Here is an 18739-nt window from a genome sequence, read left to right as displayed (position 1 = left end):
GGTGCCGAATGAGTTGTTGTTGCCGAATTGCGTTGCTTGCCCTATTCAAAAACTTTCTCTCAGCCATTGGCCCACACGGTGGAAACGCCCGCCCGTTCCCGTCATGCGGCTGGTTGAACCCGCCTTCACCGACCGCTCCTCGATGCCTGCGATCTGCGGATAGATCAAAAGCCCGATGGTGGCCGCGAATGCTGCTCCCTTGGCTGCCTCGGGAAGCCCCGCGACGCCCAGGGGCCGCCCAATCCTGACATTGCGCGCGAGAATCCGGCGCGCCACTTCGGGCATGCCGGTCAGCTGGCTTGCGCCGCCCGTCAGCACCACCCGTTTTCCAACGATATGACCGAGACCCGACTGGTTGAGCCGGTCGCGCACCAGTTCCAGCGTCTCCTCGACACGGGCGCGGATGATGCGGGTCAGCACCGAACGCGGATACTGGTTCGGCACATCCCGATCGTCCTCGCCGATCGGCGGAACGCTGATGAGATCGCGGTCATCAGCCGCACTCGGCAGCGCCGAGCCGTACATCACCTTGAGCCGCTCCGCGTCGTCCATGCGGGCGGAGAAGCCGCGCGCCACATCCATCGTCACGTGATTGCCGCCGATGGCGATGGCATCGGCATGAATGAACTTGCCCTCGGAAAAGACGGAGATTGTCGTCGTGCCGCCGCCCATGTCGATGCAGGCAGCCCCCATCTCGGCCTCGTCGTCGACGAGTGCGGAGAGGCCGCTCGCATAGGGTGTGGCGACAATCGCCTCGACCGAAAGATGGCAGCGGTTGATGCAGAGTTCCAGATTGCGCAGCGGAGCTGCGTCGGCGGTCAGCACATGCATGTCGACGCCGAGCGTATCGCCCAGCATGCCGAGCGGATCGCGTATGCCGCGCTCGCCATCGAGCGTATAACCGACCGGCAGCGAGTGCACGAGATGACGTTCGGCGGCTAGCGCCTGCTTGGCTCCGGCAGCGAGAACCCGGCGGATATCCGCCCGGTCGATCTCATGGCCGCCAAGGCTGACGCTGGCGCTGAATGTCTCGCTCCTGAGCCGCCCGGCGGAAATGTTGACGATGAGCGAATCGACGGTGAGCCCCGCCATGCGTTCCGCCGCATCGACGGCCAGGCGGATGGACTGCTCCGCGACATCGAGATCGACGATGACGCCGGATTTCACCCCACGCGACTTCTGGTGCCCGATCCCGAGCACCTCGATGCGATGGGTGCGGCCGGGCAGGAACGAGCTCTCCTCGCGCGGCTTCAGCTTTGCGATCACGCAGGAAACCTTGCTGGAGCCGACGTCCAGAACGGTCAGCAGGCGCACGCGACGCCCTGAAGATCCAGCCGGAGATGTGGTTTTGCCGCCAAGAATACTCATACAGGCTTCCTCGCACGGGCCAATTGCTTGTCACGATCCTTGAGCGCTTGCTCCCGGCGCTCCATTGCATCAGGCGTCAGGCGCACGCTCACCCGATCCTGGATACGCATGTCGACGGCGAGAATGTCGCGCGACAACAGCCCCTTCTCCTGATCGAGCCTGTCCACAGCCGCCAGCGTCGCCGGAACGTCGTCTTCCGGCAGCATGACCCTGACGCCATTTTCGAGCAGGAGATCCCAGCGGCGGTCGGCTACGCGGATATAGGCGCGTATCTTGGCCGAGAGATGCGGGAAGGCCGCAACCTGCGCAACGAAATCCTTTGCCGTCGTCTCGGCGCCGCCGCCGACGACCAGAGGCAATTCAGCATGGCGACCGGAGAACGGAACGATGGCGTCGCCCTCGCTGTCGATCAGCGTCAGATCCCTGTCGCGCTGCCAGATCGCAAAGGCCTTGCGCTCTCGGATCGCAACATGAACCGTCCCGGGATAGACCTTGCGCACATCGACGGATTCGACCCACGGCAGCGCGGCGATCGCCTCGCGCGCACCCTCGGCGCTCATGCCGATCAGCGATGTCTCGCCGTCAAGCGCAAGCGCGCCCAGCACATCGATATCGGAGGTTTCGCGATTGCCCGCCACATCGACCTTTTCGATCGCGAAACCGAAGGTGGACGTGGTCGCCTTGACGACCTCCGGCGTATGCCCGCCCATCACCATGCCATAGAGACCGGTAAGACCGAGAAAGCCCAGCACCCCGACCGTTCCGAAATGACGCGGGATCGCAACGCTACCCTCGAAAAGCCGGACAGCGAGGCGGAATGGCTTGCGCAGGAATTTCGGCAGAACGAAAGCGCCGGGCACCGCCCCCGATGCCTGACGCATCGCGGCCGCACGCTTGGCGCCAGAAGCTCTGCCGTTCAACGCAAACACGATGCGTCCTCCACCATCCAACTCAACAATTCGCCGAAGGAATGCCCTGCAGCCCTGGCAATATCCGGCACCAGCGATGTCGACGTCATGCCCGGCTGGGTATTGATTTCCAGCCAGACAAGCTCGCCATCTTCCGAAAAACGGTCATCGTAACGGAAGTCGGAACGGCTCACGCCCTTACAGCCAATCGCTTGATGTGCCTTGAGCGCCATTGTCTGTATTTTTTGGTAAATTTTCGGTGAAATTTTTGCCGGGCATTCGTGTTTTGATGCGCCGGCAACGTATTTCGAGTCATAGTCATAGAACTGATGACCGACCGGAATGATCTCGCAGACCCCGAGCGCCACGTCGCCCATCACCGCGCAGGTCAATTCGCGCCCAGCGACATAGTGCTCGACCATGACGGAATCGCCATACCCCCACTCCGGCGACGATATGATCTGCGGCGGATGCGGCTGATCCTCCTTGACGATCACCACGCCGAAGCTCGAGCCCTCGCGCACCGGCTTGACCACATAGGGCGGCTCCATCGGATGACTGGAAGTGAACTCAAAGCGGTTCATCAGCTTCGACGAAGCAACCGAGACGCCGGCGGCGGCGGCAATCACCTTCGCCCGCCCCTTGTCCATGGCAAGCGCCGAAGCGAGCACGCCGGAATGCGTATAAGGTATCTGCAGATATTCGAGGACACCCTGGATCGCGCCATCCTCACCGAAAGGCCCATGCAGGGCATTGAAAGCGACATCCGGCTTGAGCTCGGCGAGCACGCCCGCCACGTCACGGCCAACATCGACCCGCGTCACGCGGTAGCCTTCCGCCTCCAGGGCGTCAGCGCACGCCGCACCCGACGAGAGGCTCACCGGACGCTCCGATGAAAATCCGCCCATCAAAACTGCTACATGTTTCGCCATTCAAGAATCCCCTCAGCGGTCCCCGGCGCACACCGAAAAGAGGCTGAATCGGACCTGCCCGGCGACATGGAAATCGCAGACACCCGAGACAGGCGAAATGCCTGCCGACTCAAATCAGTTAACGCTTGTCCCTAAAGAATCAGAGAGTTGAATCTCTGGCAACCCCTGTCAGCATTCCTCTTTGCTAAAACATGCTTTTTGTTATGAAATCAGGCCGGATCCGGCTGGGTGGGAATACGCCGCCCAAGGCGCGCAGCCGCCCCGACGCAGGGAATCAAAACCCCGAACTCAGCGCTTCAGGGATGCGAGAATCGCATCGGTGGAACTGATGCGGGAGACGCGCGGCAGCACCTTCTCGATGGCAAAGCGATGCATGGCTTCCTCGAAGCTCGCCGCCACGTCCTCGGCGATGATGACGGAATAGTTGAGCTGCCAGGCGTCGCGCGCCGTCGATTCCACGCCGAAATTGGTCATCACGCCGCCGAGCACGATGGTTTCGATGCCGCGACGGCGCAGTTGCAGGTCGAGCTCCGTGCCGAAGAATGCGCTCCATTGCCGCTTGGTGATCACCACGTCGGCCTCGATCGCCGCGATCTCCCGGGCAAATTCCATCGCCCTTTCCGACATACCGCCTTCCGGCCTGCGGATCGGGACATCGACATCGGCAGGCGGCGCGTCTGCGAAATCGCTGGAAAAGCCGACGCGGACCAGAACCAGGAGCGAGCCGGCCTCTTTCATCTTCCCGGCAAGCCTTGCAGCATTGTCGACCACCTGCTCCGCCGTATAGGGCGCCATCGGCATGCCAAGCGTCCATTGCTGCAGGTCGATCAGGACGAGCGCGGTCTTGCGTGGATCCAAATCGGGCATGAAACTATCTCCGGTAAAGAAAAAACGTCCTGGCCGAACTGTGGCCCTCAGATGATCTGCCCCAGGAACTCCTGAACCTCCTGCCCCTGCCGGAAGAGCCCGAGGCGCTTGATCTCCCAATGCAGGCGGATGCCGGAATTCTCCAGCACCCGGGCGCGAACCGTCTCGCCCAGCGTTTCCAGATCATGGCCGCTCGCCTGGCCGGTGTTGATCATGAAATTGCAATGCATCGGCGACATCTGCGCCCCGCCGATCATGCGCCCGCGGCAGCCGGCCTTGTCGATCTCCTTCCAGGCCGACGAGCCCTCGGGGTTCTTGAAGGTCGAGCCGCCAGTCTTCTCGCGGATCGGCTGCACTGTCTCGCGGTGATGCTGCACGGCGTCCATCGCCGCCTTGATCTCCTCCTGCTCGCCCGGCATCCCCTCGAACAGTGCCGAGGTGAAGATCAGATCCTTCGATGCGGAGGAATGGCGGTAGGCATAACCCATGTCCGCATTGGAGAGGATATGCAGTTTGCCCTTGCGGTCGAGCGCCCTGACTTCGACCACGCGCTCGCGCGTCTCCACCCCGTTGGCACCGGCATTCATCCGCAGCGCGCCGCCGATCCCGCCGGGTATACCGTGGTAGAAATGGAAGCCGGCAATGCCCGCCTCAAGTGCGGCCGCCGCAAGCCGCTTGTCCGGCGTCGCGGTTCCGGCGCGAAGCTGTGTCTCCGACACGCGTTCGATCTCGCCGAAGCCCTTGGCCGAAAGCCGGACGACAAAGCCCGGAATGCCGCCGTCACGCACCAGGAGATTGGAGCCGATGCCGACCACCATTACCGGGATTTCCTCCGGTACGGCGCGGAGAAAAGCCGCCAGATCCTCTTCGTCAGCCGGCTGGAACAGCACCTCCGCCGGTCCGCCGACGCGGAACCATGTGACCTTGTCCATGCCCGCATTGGACGTCATCCGCCCGCGCAGCCCGGAGAGCTTGTCACCCAGTTTCGCGATAAGCGCTTCGCCGTCACTGATCATCAACATTCTCCTGTAAATACCACGCCCTAGCATCTTCTCTTTTCAAATGGAAAGGCTGGCGGGACAGTACCCCCCTCTGCCCTGCCGGGCATCTCCCCCACAAGGGGAGAGATCGGGCTTCATCGATGGCCAGCATCAATCGCAAGCGTTGAGAGATGAGAGGCGAAAGCCCCATCAGCCAATCTCCCCCCTCGTGGGGGAGATGGCGGGCAGGACAGAGGGGGGTGCCTGGCGATTCCATCAAAATATGATCCGCTCTGGCGCGGTTGAGATTCAGTCTTTGGCCAATTCCTTCGGCAGCGCGTAAGCCCATTGGGTAATATTGCCCGCGCCGAGGCAGACGACGAAATCGCCCGGCTCACCCACCGAGGCGACCAGCGGCGCCAGCGCTTCCGGGCCGGTGACATAGCGCGCATCCCGGTGCCCAGCCGTCTTGATGCGGCTGACCAGGGCCTCGGAATCGACGCCCTCTATCGGCTCCTCTCCCGCAGTATAGACCGGCGCGACGGCGACGATATCGGCATCGTTGAAGCAGGCGGCGAAATCATCGAAGAGGCTGGAAAGGCGGGTGTAGCGATGCGGCTGAACAATCGCGATGACACGTCCCTTCGCCGCTTCCCGCGCCGCCTTGAGCACGGCCTTGATCTCGACGGGATGATGGCCGTAATCGTCGAATATCTCGACGCCGTTCCATGAGCCGGTATGGGTGAAGCGCCGCTTGACGCCGCCGAAGGATGCCAGTCCCTTCTTGATGTCCTCGTCCGAAATGCCGAGCTCATGCGCCACGGCGATAGCGGCCGTCGCGTTGGAGACGTTGTGGCGTCCCGGCATCGGCAGGCGCAGCCCCTTGATTTCCGAGATCTCGCCGCCCTTGCGGCTGCGGATCACCACGTCGAAATTCGAGGCCGGGCCGTCGATGACGTGATTGACGAAGCGCACATCGGCCTGCGGGTTCTCGCCATAGGTGATCACCCGGCGATCCTCGATGCGGCCGACCAGCGCCTGCACCTCCGGATGATCGAGGCACATCACGCCGAAACCGTAAAACGGCACGTTCTCGACAAACTGGCGGAAGGCCTCGCGCACATTGTCGAAGGAGCCGTAATGATCGAGATGCTCCGGGTCGATATTGGTGACGACTGCGATATCGGCGGGCAGCTTCAGGAAGGTGCCGTCACTCTCGTCGGCCTCGACCACCATCCAGTCGCCCTTGCCCATGCGGGCATTGGTGCCATAGGCGTTGATGATGCCACCATTGATGACGGTCGGATCGAGATTGCCGCCCTCGAGAAGTGCGGCGACCATGGAGGTCGTGGTCGTCTTGCCATGCGTGCCGCCGATGGCGACGGCCTGGCGGAAGCGCATCAGCTCCGCCAGCATCTCGGCGCGGCGCACCACCGGCAAAAGCTTTTCGCGCGCGGCGACCAGTTCCGGATTGTTCTTGCGAATGGCGGTCGAGACGACGACGACTTCCGCATCGCCCAGGTTCTCGGCGACGTGGCCGACGAACACCTCTATACCCTTCTCGCGCAGGCGCTGGACATTCGCCCCGTCGGCCTGATCCGAGCCCTGAACGCGATAGCCGAGACTGTGCAGGGCCTCGGCGATACCGCTCATGCCGATGCCGCCGATGCCGACGAAATGCACAAGCCCGATATTCAGCGGCATCTTCATGGCCGCTCTCCTTCTTTGAATTCCGAAATGGGTTTACCCGCTGCAATAGCCTCTGCGAGATCGGCAAGCAACCGCGTGGCATCAGGCTGGCCCACAGCCTGCGCCGCACTCGCCATTCTCGCCAGCCGCTCCGGTTCGGCCATGGCCCGGGTGATGATTTCGGCCAGACGCGCCGGATCGAGCTCCGTCTGGCGGATGACCTCGGCCCCGCCTGCGGCTTCGAGGGCTGCGGCATTGGCCGCCTGGTCGTGGTCGAGCGCGTGAGGAAACGGCACCAGCACCGCGGGCCGGCCGATGGCGGCGATCTCCGAGACGGTCGAGGCGCCGGAGCGCGAGATGACGAAATGTGCCTCGGCGATGCGCGTTGGCAGGTCCCCAAAGAACGGCGCCACCTCGGCCTCAATGCCGAGCTCCTCATAGGCCGCCCTGACCTCGGCCTCATCCTCGGGACGGGCCTGCTGCGTCACCTTGAGCCGGCGCTTCAGATCGTCGGGCAAAAGCCGGATCGCCGCCGGAATGGCGCTGGAGAAGAACCCCGCGCCCTGACTGCCGCCGAACACCAGCAGCCGAAACGGTTCGCCTGGCCGTACCGGCTGGTACGGTTTGCCGGTCTCGGCCAGCACGGCGGGGCGCACCGGATTGCCTGTCTGCACGGTCTTGGCGGAAAAACGCCCCCCCGTCTCGGGCAAAAAGCCCCCCGCAATGGCATAGACACGGGGGGCTAAACCCCTGTTGGCCCGCCCCATCACCGCGTTCTGCTCGTGGATGAAAGTCGGGATTCCCATCCGCGTCGCGGCATAGAGCGGCGGCAATGTCGGATAGCCGCCGAAGCCCGCGACCAGCTTCGGCTTCAATTCGCGGAAAAGTTTTCGGGCATCGAGATTGCCCTGCCAGAGCCGCCACATCGTCCGGGTGATCGCCACCGGATTGCGCCCGGAAATCGTCGCAGAGCGGACGACATGCACACCCCTAGCCGGAAACGCGCCGGCAAAGCGCTGCGCCCGCGTGTCGGTCGCCAGATGCACCTCCCAGTCGCGCGCCGTCAGCTCGTGCGCCAGCGCTTCCGCCGGAAACAGATGTCCGCCGGTGCCGCCGGCGCAAAGGATGATGACCCCCTTCGACATCGCCGCTGCCTCAGGACGCGGAGAACCGGCGGCCTGCGCCGCCGAAATCGAGCGTGGCGGACATACGCGCCTCCGGCCTGCGCCGCGTCAGCGCGAGCAGAATGCCCATCGAAATCGCCACCGCGACGAGCGACGAGCCGCCATAAGAAATGAACGGCAGCGTCATCCCCTTGGCCGGCATCAGATGCAGATTGACCGCCATGTTGATGATCGACTGGAAGCCGAGCAGGATGACGATGCCGGAAACGGCGAGACGGGTGAACTCGTCCCGCTCCTTCAGCGCGATCGAGAGGCCGCGGATCACGATGAAGGCGAAGATCAGCATGATCAGCAGGCAGAGCACGATCCCATATTCCTCCGCCGCCACCGAGAAGATGAAGTCGGTATGGCTGTCGGGAATGATGCGCTTGATGGTCCCCTCGCCCGGCCCTTGGCCGAACCAGCCGCCGCGGACGATCGCTTCGCGCCCGGCGTCCACCTGGAACGTGTCGCCTTCGCCGGTCAAGAACCGGTCGATGCGCCCCGCGACGTGCGGAAAGACCGTATAGGCGCCGAAACCGCCGACGAGCGCGCCGGCGCCGAGAACGACGATCCAGAACCACGGCACGCCGGCCATGAAGAACATCGCTCCCCATGTCGCCGCCGTCAGCATCGTCTGGCCGAGGTCCGGCTGCGCCACCAGAAGTGCCGAGACCAGCGCGAACAGCAGCATGGCGAACAGATTGCCCGGTATGTCGGGACGACGCTCATGTTCGGCGAAAAGCCAGGCGCAGATGACGACGAAGGCCGGCTTCATGAACTCCGATGGCTGGATCGACACACCCAGAAGCGAAATCCAGCGCCGCGCGCCCTTGACCTCGACGCCGAAGAAAAGCGCGGCGACCATCGCCAGGACTGACAAGGCCAGCAGGATCAGCGAGAAACGCCTGATCTCCCGCTGCGCCAGGAAGGAAACCGCTATCATCACCACCAGCGCCGGGACCATGAACACGATCTGGCGCTCGACGAAATGAAAGCTGTCGAGGCCGATACGCTCAGCCACCGCCGGGCTCGCCGCGAAGGACAAGAGGATGCCGAGCCCCATCAGAGCCAGGCAGGCTGCGAGGAAATAACGGTCGATCGTCCACCACCAATTGGCGACCGGCCCGCGATCAACACGGCTTACCATTGGCTTTCTCCCTTGATGGGTTGCGGTTTGCTAGGATGAATTGAGGCTTGTCGGAACAGTTGAAACGTCGGGGGCACAACACTCTGTCTGCCTGCCTGGCCGTTTTCCCTTCCTTCCATCGTCATCCTCGGGCTTGACCCGAGGATCCACGGCAAGGAGGCGAATACGACACCATCGTCCGCAACTGAATTATTGATTGCAAAGCGGAATATCGATCGCTGACCCGACGCTATCGTTGCTGGCTGAAATCCGTTGGTGGAGCGGCAACGCCCGCGCTCCCCTGCCGTGGATGCTCGGGTCAAGCCCGAGGATGACGATGGGAGAGGCAGACGGTGCCTAACGGGCCAAAAGGGGGTGTTTCCAGCAAGCGTTTCCATCTAAATTCGCACCGCTTCCAGCGCCATCACAGCCTGCCGAAACGCATCGCCGCGTTTCTCGAAATTCTGGAACTGGTCGAAGCTGGCGCAGGCGGGCGACAAAAGCACCACCGGCTCCGCACCGTTATCGGCTTCCGCGTCGCGCGCCGCATGTTCCACGGCCGCCGCGATCGTACCGGAGATCTGGTAAGGCACCGCCTCGCCGAGCGTCGCCGCGAATTGCGGCGCCGCCTCGCCGATCAGATAGGCCTTGGCGATGCGCGGGAAGAAACCCGAGAGCGAGGCGATGCCGCCCTCCTTGGGCAGTCCGCCGGCAATCCAGTAGATGCGCTCGAAGGATGAAAGCGCCGGCGCTGCGGCATCCGCATTGGTCGCCTTGGAATCATTGATGAACAGCACCCGGCCCACGCGAGCCACCTGCTCCATGCGATGGGCAAGGCCGGGAAAGGATTTGAGGCCCGCGCGGATTTCCTCGACGCTGAGGCCGACGGTCAGGCACGCGGCAAGTGCGGCAAGCGCGTTCTGCGCATTGTGCTCGCCGCGCAAGGAGCCGATCCCCTCGATCGAGGCGATCTCCTCGGTCCTGCCGGCACTGGCGTGCATCAGCTTCGAACCTTCGGCGAAAAACCCTTCCGCCACGGGCTGGCGCTTGGAAATGCGGATGACCGGCTTGCCGGTGCGCTCCAGGCGATCGGCGATCTGGGCGCAGTAAGCGTCGTCCACGCCGACGATCGCCGTGTCGCTGCCGGCCACCAGCCGCTCCTTGATGTCGGCATAATGCTGCATGGTGCCGTGCCGGTCGAGATGATCCGGCGTCAGGTTGAGCAGGATTCCGGCCGCCGGATTGAGCGAGGGCGCAAGATCGATCTGGTAGGAGGAGCATTCGACGACATAGTGCCTGTCATCGGCGGGCGGCGCCAGCGTCATCACCGCCGTGCCGATATTGCCGCCGAGTTGCATGTCGCGGCCCGACGATTTGATGATATGCGCGATCAGCGCCGTCGTCGTCGATTTGCCGTTGGTTCCGGTGATGGCGATGAACGGGCAACCGGGTGCGGCACGGTTGCGCTCGCGCACGAAAAGTTCGATATCGCCGATGATCTCGACGCCCGCGCCCCTGGCCAGGTCGACCGTCCAATGCGGGCGCGGATGGGTGAGCGGCACGCCCGGCGAAAGCACGAAGGAGGAAAAGACCTTCCAGTCCGCCTGCCGGAGATCGCCGGTCGTGATGCCCGCCGCAATGGCGCGCTCCACGCTTTCCGGGTTGTCGTCCCACGCCAGTATGTCGGCCCCGCCGGCCATGATCGCCTTCGCGGTGGCGATACCCGAACCGCCGAGCCCGAAGAGCGCGACGGTCTTGTTTTTCATGGAATGGGCGGGAATCATGCGCTCTTATCTCAGCTTCAGGGTGGACATGCCGATCAGGGCGAGGATGATCGCCACGATCCAGAACCGGATCACCACCTGGCTTTCCGTCCAGCCCTTCTTTTCGAAATGGTGGTGGATCGGCGCCATCAGGAAAACGCGCTTGCCCGTCATCTTGAACGAGGCGACCTGAATGATGACGGAGAGCGCCTCGACCACGAACAGGCCGCCGATGATCGCGAGCACGATCTCATGCTTGGTGGCCACCGCCACCGCGCCGAGCGCGCCGCCGAGCGCCAGCGAGCCGGTATCGCCCATGAAGATGGCGGCGGGCGGCGCATTGAACCAGAGGAAGCCGAGCCCCGCGCCGATGACGGCGCCAAGCACCACGGCAAGCTCGCCGGTGCCGGGGACGAAATGGATCTGCAAATAATCGGCGAAGATCGCATTGCCGGAGAGATAGGCGATGAAGCCGAAGGAAGCGGCCGCGACCATCACCGGTACGATGGCGAGACCGTCGAGGCCGTCGGTCAGATTGACCGCATTGCCCGCGCCGACCATGACGAAGGCGGCGAACGGAATGAAGAAGATGCCGAGATTGAGGACGAACTGCTTCAGGAAGGGGAAGGTCAGCGACGAGGAGAAAGGCTCCTGCCCCGCGCGCATGATGAACCACGCCGCGATCGCCGCGATCAGGAATTCGATGCCGAGCCGCGCCTTGCCGGAAAAGCCCTTGTCCGACTGCTTGGTGACCTTGAGATAATCGTCATAAAAGCCGATGGCGCCGAAGCCGACAGAAACCAGCAGCACCACCCAGACATAGACGCTGGCGAGATTGGCCCACAGGAAGGACGAGCCGAGAATGCCCGAGAGGATCATCAGGCCGCCCATCGTCGGCGTACCGGCCTTCTTGAAATGGGTTTGCGGCCCGTCGGCGCGGATCGGCTGTCCCCGCCCCTGCCGGATGCGCAGCGAGTTGATGATCATCGGACCGAACAGAAAGACCAGCAACGCCGAGGTGATCAACGCTCCACCGGTGCGGAACGTGATGTAGCGGAACACGTTGAACAGCGTCACGTGTTCGGAAAAGTAGGTCAGAAGCGTCAGCATGCGGATGCGGTCCCCTCGAAAAACAGCCTATTCGGCCGGCCCCAAAGGCTCGGCAGGCGGGTATTTGGCCATCAGCGCCCTAACGATTTTGGAGAACCCAATCCCCTTCGACGACTTGACCATGACGACATCGCCGGGACGGACCGCCTTTACCACCAGCGGCTGCAGTTCCTCGACGCTCTGCCTGTATTCGGTCTGAATTTCAACCGGCAAAGCGGAGGCGAGCACAGACATTTCCGGCCCGCCGATGAAAAGCGTATTGACGCCGGCACCTGAAATCGGCTCGGCGAGATCCTGGTGGAGCTTCGCCGCATGGTCTCCCAGTTCCAGCATATCGCCCAGAACCGCGATCCTGCGCCCACGCGCTCCCGGCTGCGCGGCATGGAGGAGCTCGAGTGCCGCCCGCATCGAGGCGGGATTGGCGTTGTAGCTCTCGTCGATCAGTGTGATGGCGCCATCGGGATGGTGCAACCTGTGGCGCGCGCCACGCCCCGCTTCCGGCCGCAGCGTGGCAAGCGCCATCGCCACCTTTGCCATATCGGCGCCCACAAGGTGCGCGGAGCCCAGAACCGCCAGCGCGTTCTGCACGATATGGCGTCCGGGCGCACCGATCTTGACGACCACTTCCTGGCCGGCCAGCCACGCTGTCATGCATGAGCAATCGGGCAGAAGCTTCGTCTCGCCCGCGCGGTAATCGGCGGCGGCATTCTCGCCGAAGGTGCGGATATGCTCGACACCCGCTTGCCGCGCCAGTTGCTCCAGAAGCTCGAAATGCGGATCGTCCCGGTTGATGAGCGCATAGCCGCCCGGCACGACCCCTTCGAATATCTCCGCCTTGGCCGTGGCGATCTCTTCCAGATCCTTGAAATAGCCGAGATGCGCGGGCGCGACCAGGGTGATGATGGCCACATGCGGGCGCACCATCTTGACCAGCGGACGGATTTCGTCCGCATGGTTCATGCCGATCTCGAATACGCCGTAATCGGTATCCGCCGGCATGCGCGCCAATGTCAGCGGCACGCCCCAGTGATTGTTGAAGGAGGCGGCGGAGGCATGCACCCTGCCCACCGCTGAAAGCACATGGCGCAGGGCCTCCTTGGTCGTCGTCTTGCCGACTGAACCGGTCACGGCGATGATCTGCGCCTCGCTGCGCGCCCGTGCCGCGATGCCGAGCCGCACAAGCCCCTCCAGTACGTCATCGACCACGATCATCGGCACCTTGAGCTTGCCGAGCGCGGGAAGCTTCGCCTCCGCCACCACGATCAGGCCGGCGCCGGCCGCCATGGCGGCGGTCGCGAAATCATGGCCGTCGAACTGCTCGCCCCTGATGGCGAAGAATGCCTCGCCCGGCTTGAGCGTGCGCGTATCGATGGAAATCCCGGTGATACCTTCCGGCAGCGTGCCGATGGGTCTGCCGCCCATCGCCTCCACCATATCGGACGACGTCCACAGCCAGCTCATTTCAGCCGATCCTTCAGCGCCTGGGCGACTTCGGCGTGATCGGAGAAGGGATGTGTCACATCGCCGACGGTCTGGCCCTCCTCATGTCCCTTGCCGGCGACGATAAGCGTATCGCCGGCTTTCATCATGTCGACCGCCGTGCGGATCGCCTGACGCCGGTCGCCGATCTCGATCGCACCGGGCGCTGCCGCCATGATCTCGGCGCGGATCGCCGCCGGCACTTCCGAGCGCGGATTGTCGTCGGTGACGATGACCACATCGGCAAGCCGCGTCGCGATCTCGCCCATCATCGGCCGCTTGCCCGTATCGCGGTCGCCTCCGCAGCCGAAGACGACGATGACCCGCCCCGTGGTGAACGGGCGCACCGAGGTCAGCACATTTTCCAGCGCATCCGGCTTATGTGCGTAGTCGACATAGGCCGGCGCCCCGTCCTCCGTCGCCCCGACAAGATCGAGACGGCCCGGCGCACCTCGCAACCGTTCGAGCGCGCGCATGGCCGCCGCCGCCGGAACGCCGGTCACCATGGCGAGCCCGGCCGAAACCAGCGCATTGGCCACCTGGAAATCGCCGGCGAGCGGCAGTGCGACCTCATAGATGTCGTCGCCGATCTTGACTTCCGCATGCTGGCGGAAACGTTCGTGCTCGACCCGCTTCAAGGCAATGAACGTGCCCTTGCGGCCGACGGTCAGAACCTCCCTGCCGGCCGCCTTCGCCACCTCGATCGCCCGTGGGGAAAACTCGTCGTCGGCAAAGATGATGGCGGGGGCGCCCTCGGGCAGGAGCGTATCGAACAGCCGCATCTTGGCCGCGAGATAATCATCGACCGTCGGATGATAATCCATATGGTCCCGGCCGAGATTGGTGAAGGCGCCGGCGGCGAGCTTCACACCGTCGAGACGCCGCTGGTCGAGACCGTGCGAGGATGCTTCCATCGCCGCATGGGTTACGCCCTCATCGGCAAGCTCGCGCAGCACCCGGTGCAGTTCCACCGGATCCGGCGTCGTCAGCGACCCATAATCGCTGCGCGTCGGCGAGAACACGCCCGTCGTACCGATATTGGCCGCGGGAAACCCCGCATCGGCCCAGATCTGCCGCGTGAAGGAGGCAACGGATGTCTTGCCGCTGGTACCGGTGACGGCGACCATGATCTCGGGCTGCTTTTCGTAAAAGGCGGCGGCGGCGAGCGCCAGCGTGCGGCGCGGATCCTCGACGCGGATGACCGGCACATCAGGCGTACCGATCTCGGCATCGCGGGCCGCGATGATGGCGACGGCCCCCTTGGAAACGGCATCGGCGGCAAATGCGCTGCCGTCGGTCTTCACGCCTTTCAGCGCCGCGAAGAGATAGCCATGCTTCGCCTTGCGCGAATCGGAGGTGAGTCCGGTGATGTCCAATTCTCCGGCAGCTGGATCGGCAAGACTGGCAAGATCGGCGATATCCTTCAACTTCATATAGAGTCCAGACGTTGTTTCACTTCAGGCTATCCGCGCCGGCACGGCTGAATTCATCTCGCCGACATCGAATCAGTCATTACTCTCGTATGAAACCAGCATGGGGGCCGTTTCTTGACCGAAATCTGGCTTAACCCCCAAAAATGATGCGGAACGACGGATAATATTGGCCACCATGGGCGCAGCGTTGAGACCCGCCGTGGCGCTGGCCTTGCCTTCCTCCGGCTTTGGCTCATCGATGATCGTAAGAACGATATAGGTCGGATCGTCCATCGGAAAAGCCGCCAGGAAGGCGTTGAACCGCACATCCTTGGAATAGCGGCCGTTGACGACCTTCTCCGCCGTGCCCGTCTTGCCGCCGACGCGGTAGCCCGGAACCGTGGCGCGCTTGCCCGAACCGCCCGGAGCGGTTGCGTTCAGACGGTAGAGATAGCGCATGTCCGCCGATACCTGGGGATGGATCACCTGCTTGGCGACCTCTGCCGCCTGCTCCTCGGTGCGCGGCAGGAAGGTCGGCTGGATGAGCTTGCCGCCATTCATCAACGCCGCGGCCCCTACCGCCGTCTGAAGCGGCGTGGTCATCATGCCGTGACCGAAGGCGATGGTCATGGAATGAACCTTCTTCCAGACACGCGGCTCCACCGGACGCGCCACCTCGGGCAGTTCGGTCTGCATGCGGTCGAGAAGACCTATTTTCTTCAGGAACGCGCGGTGGCCCTCTATTCCCACCGCATCGGCTTCGCGGCCGGAGCCGATATTGGAAGAATAGATGAAGACTTCTGGCAAGGTCAGCACGCGCCCCTTGCCATGGAAGTCACGGATGGTCTGGCGCCCGATGACCAGCGGACGCGACGCGTCGAGCTTCGACTGCAAGGTGAACTTGCCTGAATCGAGCGCCATGGCGGTGGTGAAGCTCTTGATCGTCGACCCCATCTCGTAGGTGCCCGCCGACATGCGGTTCAGGCGGTCCTTGTCGAGTGCGTGAACGGGATTGTTCGGGTCGAAATCGGGCACCGACGCCATCGCCATGACCTCGCCGGTCTTGACGTTGAGCACCACCGCACCCGCCGCGATGGCGCGATAGCGCTGCATGGCCTGGACGAGCTCATCCCGCACGACATGCTGCACGCGCAGGTCGATCGAAAGCCTGACCGGCTCCAGCCCCTGCTGGAAGGCAAGACCCGTCGACTGCAGATCGGTGAGCCCCTGCGAGTCGAGATATTTCTCCATTCCCGCAATGCCCTGATTGTCGATATTGACGAGGCCGAGAATGTGCGATGCGGTCGGGCCGCCGGGATAGAAGCGAGACTTTTCGGTGCGGAAGCCGACGCCGGGAATTCCGAGCGCCATGATCTGGCTCTGCTGGCGCGGCGTCAGCCCGCGCTTCATCCAGACGAAACCGGCGCCGCTCTTCAGCTTGCGATAGGTCTGCTCCCAGTCGAGATCCGGCAGGACCGTCGACAGGAGCTCGATCGTCTCGTCGGGGTCGATTATCCGCCTCGGCTCCGCGAAAAGTGATGCCGTCTTGATATCGGTCGCCAGCACTTCGCCATTGCGGTCGAGAATATCCGGCCGCGAGGCGAGATTCTGCACCGCCGGTCCCCGCGAGCCCGCATCCTCGTCGCTCTGCATGCCGTAATAGACGAGCCGCCCGCCGATGACGGCATAGATGCCCATGAAGCATGTCATCGCCATAATCACGCGATTGCGCGCGCGGCTTCCGCTCTTCTTGCGGGCGCCTTCGAAAGCGATATCGTTCTTGGCCGACGCGTTCGCGGCCGGCTCGACACTCGCGGCGCTGTCCCTGAATTTTCCGCGTCGGATCCAGTTTGCGCTCATTCTATCGTCCCTGCCCTACGCTGCCGGTCTTGATCTGGTCGGTCTTCTTGATGCTTGCCAGGAGTTCGTCGCTCGAGGAGATGATGTTCTCGATATCGTCGGCGGGCCGTTCCGGAATCTCGTCGATGCTGACGATCTGGTTGGCATCGATCGGCTTCAGATCGAGCTCGGACTGATAGATATCCACCAGCTTCTGCAGGCGGTTCGGCTGGGTGAGCAGGCTCCAGTCGGCCTTCAAAAGCGTGATCGTGTCCTTCTCGAAGTCGATCTTGCGCTGTAGCTTGGCGATCTCGGCCATCCGCTTTCCCGCGTCGTATTTGATCTTGTAGGTCACGGTCGCCGCCGCCAGCATGACGGTGATCAATATGATGTCGAAGGTACGCAGCACTGGCTAATCCCTCAAAGTGTATGTATCGGGCAGCTTCGGCAGCCCGAAAATGGTGAGATCGGCGGCAAGCGGCGGATTGCTTGTCCGGATAGCGGCGCGCAGCTTGGCCGAGCGCGCACGCGGATTGCGCTCCTCCTCTTCGCGGCTGGGGCCGACGACGCCCTTGCCGACAGGCGTGAAACTGGGTTGGCGCGCCTCTACCTCTGGCAGATGGCGCGAGCCGCCGCTGCCGCCCTGCCGGTCGGCGAAGAAACGCTTGACGATGCGGTCCTCCAGCGAATGGAAGGTGACCACTACCAGCCGGCCACCGGGTTTCAGCACGCGCTCGGCCGCAAACAGTGCCCGCGCCAATTCGCCCAGCTCGTCATTGACGAAGATGCGTAAGCCCTGGAAAACCCGTGTCGCCGGATGGATGCGGTCCTTCGGATGCCGCCCGACCAGCGCCTCGATCGCATTGGCGAGATCGCGGGTGCGCGTGAAGGGCTCGCTCGCCCGGCGCTTCTCGATCATCCGGGCGATGCGGCCCGCATGGCGCTCCTCGCCCAGGAAATTGAAGATGCGGGCGAGATCGCCCATCTTCAGCCGGTTGACCACATCGGCGGCGCTCACCCCCTCGCCCGACATGCGCATGTCGAGCGGTCCGTCCTTCTGGAAGGAGAAGCCGCGCTCGGCCTCGTCGACCTGCATGGAGGAAACGCCGATGTCGAGAACGATGCCGTCGGGCGTGCCCGGCATCAGCGTGTCGAGTTCGGAAAACCGCCCCTGAACGAGCGTGAGACGGCCTGGAAATTCCTGCTCCATGGCTCGGCCCGCCGCGATCGCGGTAGGATCGCGATCAATCGCCGTAACGGAAGCGCCGGCGTCGAGGATGCGCCTGGTATAGCCGCCCGCGCCGAACGTCCCGTCTATGATGTGCTTCCCTGCTTCAGGCTGTAGCGCCTCGATGACCTCGTCGAGAAGAACCGGAATGTGGCGGGCCGGTCCGCCATCGGCATGAGAACCATCTCCGCCGAGGCCCGCCATCATTCCGTCCCCCTTTGGGGCGGTGCGCCCGCCCCGTTTGCTGCCTGCTGCCCGGCCTGCCGCCGCTCGGCCAGCCTCTGCCGCACACGTGTGCGATGTTCCTCGAAATGCTCCGGCTGCCACATCTGGAAATGCGTATTCGCACCCGCAAACGTCACATCCGACGAAATGCCCGTATGCTCCCGGATGAAATCCGTCACCGTGATCCGTCCGTCCTGGTCGAGCTTCAGAAAAGCGCCGTCCGCATTCAGGTAGAAAGACATGTCGTCCGCCGTTTCCGCGAATGGGTCCTCGCTCTCCAGCCGACCGTCGTACCGGGTCAGGAAATCCGGCCCGCCGACGTCGAAGGCCGGCAGGTGCAGCGAGCGCAGCGCGTAAAGCTCCGTATGCCCGGCCTTCTGGATCAGCGAACGGAAATACGCGGGAACGGAGACCCGTCCTTTCGCATCGATCCTGTTCGTCACATGTCCCAGGAACCGGTCCACTACTCGCTACCGCCGTTTCCGCCACAAAGGGCCATTGCATTCTATCTCCCGCCACGCGCATCGAGGCCGCGTCAGACAGCACGCAAACGAACGGCATCCGGGCGGAGAGCCCAGCCTGACGACCCCGCAGGACCGCCCCTGACAATGTCGGGGAACACGGTATCGAACAAACGTTACTGACGT

Annotated in this window: 16 protein-coding genes; all 16 read right to left on the bottom strand. The window is 63.6% G+C overall.

The features are described from left to right. Nucleotides 1-45 precede the first annotated feature (45 nt). Nucleotides 46-1368, bottom strand: coding sequence for a cell division protein FtsA (ftsA, locus tag ATN84_RS14860; protein WP_068882413.1), 1323 nt, complete (start codon nt 1366-1368; stop codon nt 46-48). Further along, nucleotides 1365-2297 carry a cell division protein FtsQ/DivIB gene (locus ATN84_RS14855; RefSeq protein ID WP_068882412.1) on the bottom strand — a complete coding sequence of 311 codons (933 nt, stop codon included), beginning with the start codon at nt 2295-2297 and terminating at the stop codon, nt 1365-1367. Before ATN84_RS14855 ends, ftsA begins: the two co-directional genes overlap by 4 nt. Beyond that, on the bottom strand, nt 2285-3208 hold the full coding sequence (locus ATN84_RS14850; RefSeq protein ID WP_068882411.1) for a D-alanine--D-alanine ligase: 924 nt from the start codon (nt 3206-3208) through the stop codon (nt 2285-2287). Before ATN84_RS14850 ends, ATN84_RS14855 begins: the two co-directional genes overlap by 13 nt. Nucleotides 3209-3496: 288 nt before the next feature. After that, a complete protein-coding gene (locus ATN84_RS14845) occupies nt 3497-4075 on the bottom strand; it encodes a hydrolase (RefSeq protein WP_068882410.1) in 579 nt (192 codons plus the stop codon). Nucleotides 4076-4122: 47 nt separating this feature from the next. Next, nucleotides 4123-5091, bottom strand: coding sequence for a UDP-N-acetylmuramate dehydrogenase (gene murB, locus ATN84_RS14840; RefSeq protein ID WP_068882409.1), 969 nt, complete (start codon nt 5089-5091; stop codon nt 4123-4125). Nucleotides 5092-5364: 273 nt separating this feature from the next. Next, nucleotides 5365-6765 carry a UDP-N-acetylmuramate--L-alanine ligase gene (gene murC, locus ATN84_RS14835; protein WP_068882408.1) on the bottom strand — a complete coding sequence of 467 codons (1401 nt, stop codon included), beginning with the start codon at nt 6763-6765 and terminating at the stop codon, nt 5365-5367. Next, nucleotides 6762-7889 carry an undecaprenyldiphospho-muramoylpentapeptide beta-N-acetylglucosaminyltransferase gene (gene murG / locus ATN84_RS14830; protein ID WP_068882407.1) on the bottom strand — a complete coding sequence of 376 codons (1128 nt, stop codon included), beginning with the start codon at nt 7887-7889 and terminating at the stop codon, nt 6762-6764. The genes murC and murG overlap by 4 nt, the downstream gene beginning before the upstream one ends. Before the next feature lie 10 nt (nt 7890-7899). Then, nucleotides 7900-9057: a putative lipid II flippase FtsW gene (ftsW, locus tag ATN84_RS14825; RefSeq protein ID WP_068882406.1), complete on the bottom strand. Its 1158-nt coding sequence runs from the start codon at nt 9055-9057 to the stop codon at nt 7900-7902. Between the two features lie 377 nt (nt 9058-9434). Further along, on the bottom strand, nt 9435-10820 hold the full coding sequence (gene murD / locus ATN84_RS14820) for a UDP-N-acetylmuramoyl-L-alanine--D-glutamate ligase (protein WP_068882405.1): 1386 nt from the start codon (nt 10818-10820) through the stop codon (nt 9435-9437). Nucleotides 10821-10826: 6 nt separating this feature from the next. Next, the gene (mraY, locus tag ATN84_RS14815; protein ID WP_068882404.1) at nt 10827-11909 is read right to left on the bottom strand and encodes a phospho-N-acetylmuramoyl-pentapeptide-transferase; all 1083 of its coding nucleotides are present in this window, start codon (nt 11907-11909) and stop codon (nt 10827-10829) included. 27 nt (nt 11910-11936) lie between these two features. Continuing rightward, nucleotides 11937-13370 carry a UDP-N-acetylmuramoylalanyl-D-glutamyl-2,6-diaminopimelate--D-alanyl-D-alanine ligase gene (locus ATN84_RS14810; RefSeq protein ID WP_068882402.1) on the bottom strand — a complete coding sequence of 478 codons (1434 nt, stop codon included), beginning with the start codon at nt 13368-13370 and terminating at the stop codon, nt 11937-11939. Continuing rightward, on the bottom strand, nt 13367-14821 hold the full coding sequence (locus ATN84_RS14805) for a UDP-N-acetylmuramoyl-L-alanyl-D-glutamate--2,6-diaminopimelate ligase (protein ID WP_068882401.1): 1455 nt from the start codon (nt 14819-14821) through the stop codon (nt 13367-13369). Before ATN84_RS14805 ends, ATN84_RS14810 begins: the two co-directional genes overlap by 4 nt. A 72-nt stretch (nt 14822-14893) precedes the next feature. Beyond that, nucleotides 14894-16660: a peptidoglycan D,D-transpeptidase FtsI family protein gene (locus ATN84_RS14800; RefSeq protein ID WP_082766301.1), complete on the bottom strand. Its 1767-nt coding sequence runs from the start codon at nt 16658-16660 to the stop codon at nt 14894-14896. A gap of 1 nt (nt 16661) precedes the next feature. After that, complete coding sequence (ftsL, locus tag ATN84_RS14795) at nt 16662-17048, bottom strand: cell division protein FtsL (protein WP_068882400.1); 387 nt, start codon at nt 17046-17048, stop codon at nt 16662-16664. Between the two features lie 3 nt (nt 17049-17051). Further along, complete coding sequence (gene rsmH, locus ATN84_RS14790) at nt 17052-18074, bottom strand: 16S rRNA (cytosine(1402)-N(4))-methyltransferase RsmH (RefSeq protein WP_201026378.1); 1023 nt, start codon at nt 18072-18074, stop codon at nt 17052-17054. Then, nucleotides 18071-18556: a division/cell wall cluster transcriptional repressor MraZ gene (gene mraZ, locus ATN84_RS14785; protein ID WP_068882399.1), complete on the bottom strand. Its 486-nt coding sequence runs from the start codon at nt 18554-18556 to the stop codon at nt 18071-18073. The genes rsmH and mraZ overlap by 4 nt, the downstream gene beginning before the upstream one ends. Between the last annotated feature and the right edge of the window lie 183 nt (nt 18557-18739).

The sequence above is a fragment of the Paramesorhizobium deserti genome, from assembly GCF_001558695.1.
Taxonomy (GTDB): Bacteria; Pseudomonadota; Alphaproteobacteria; order Rhizobiales; family Rhizobiaceae; genus Paramesorhizobium; species Paramesorhizobium deserti.
This window is presented reverse-complemented; position numbering and strand designations above follow the sequence as displayed.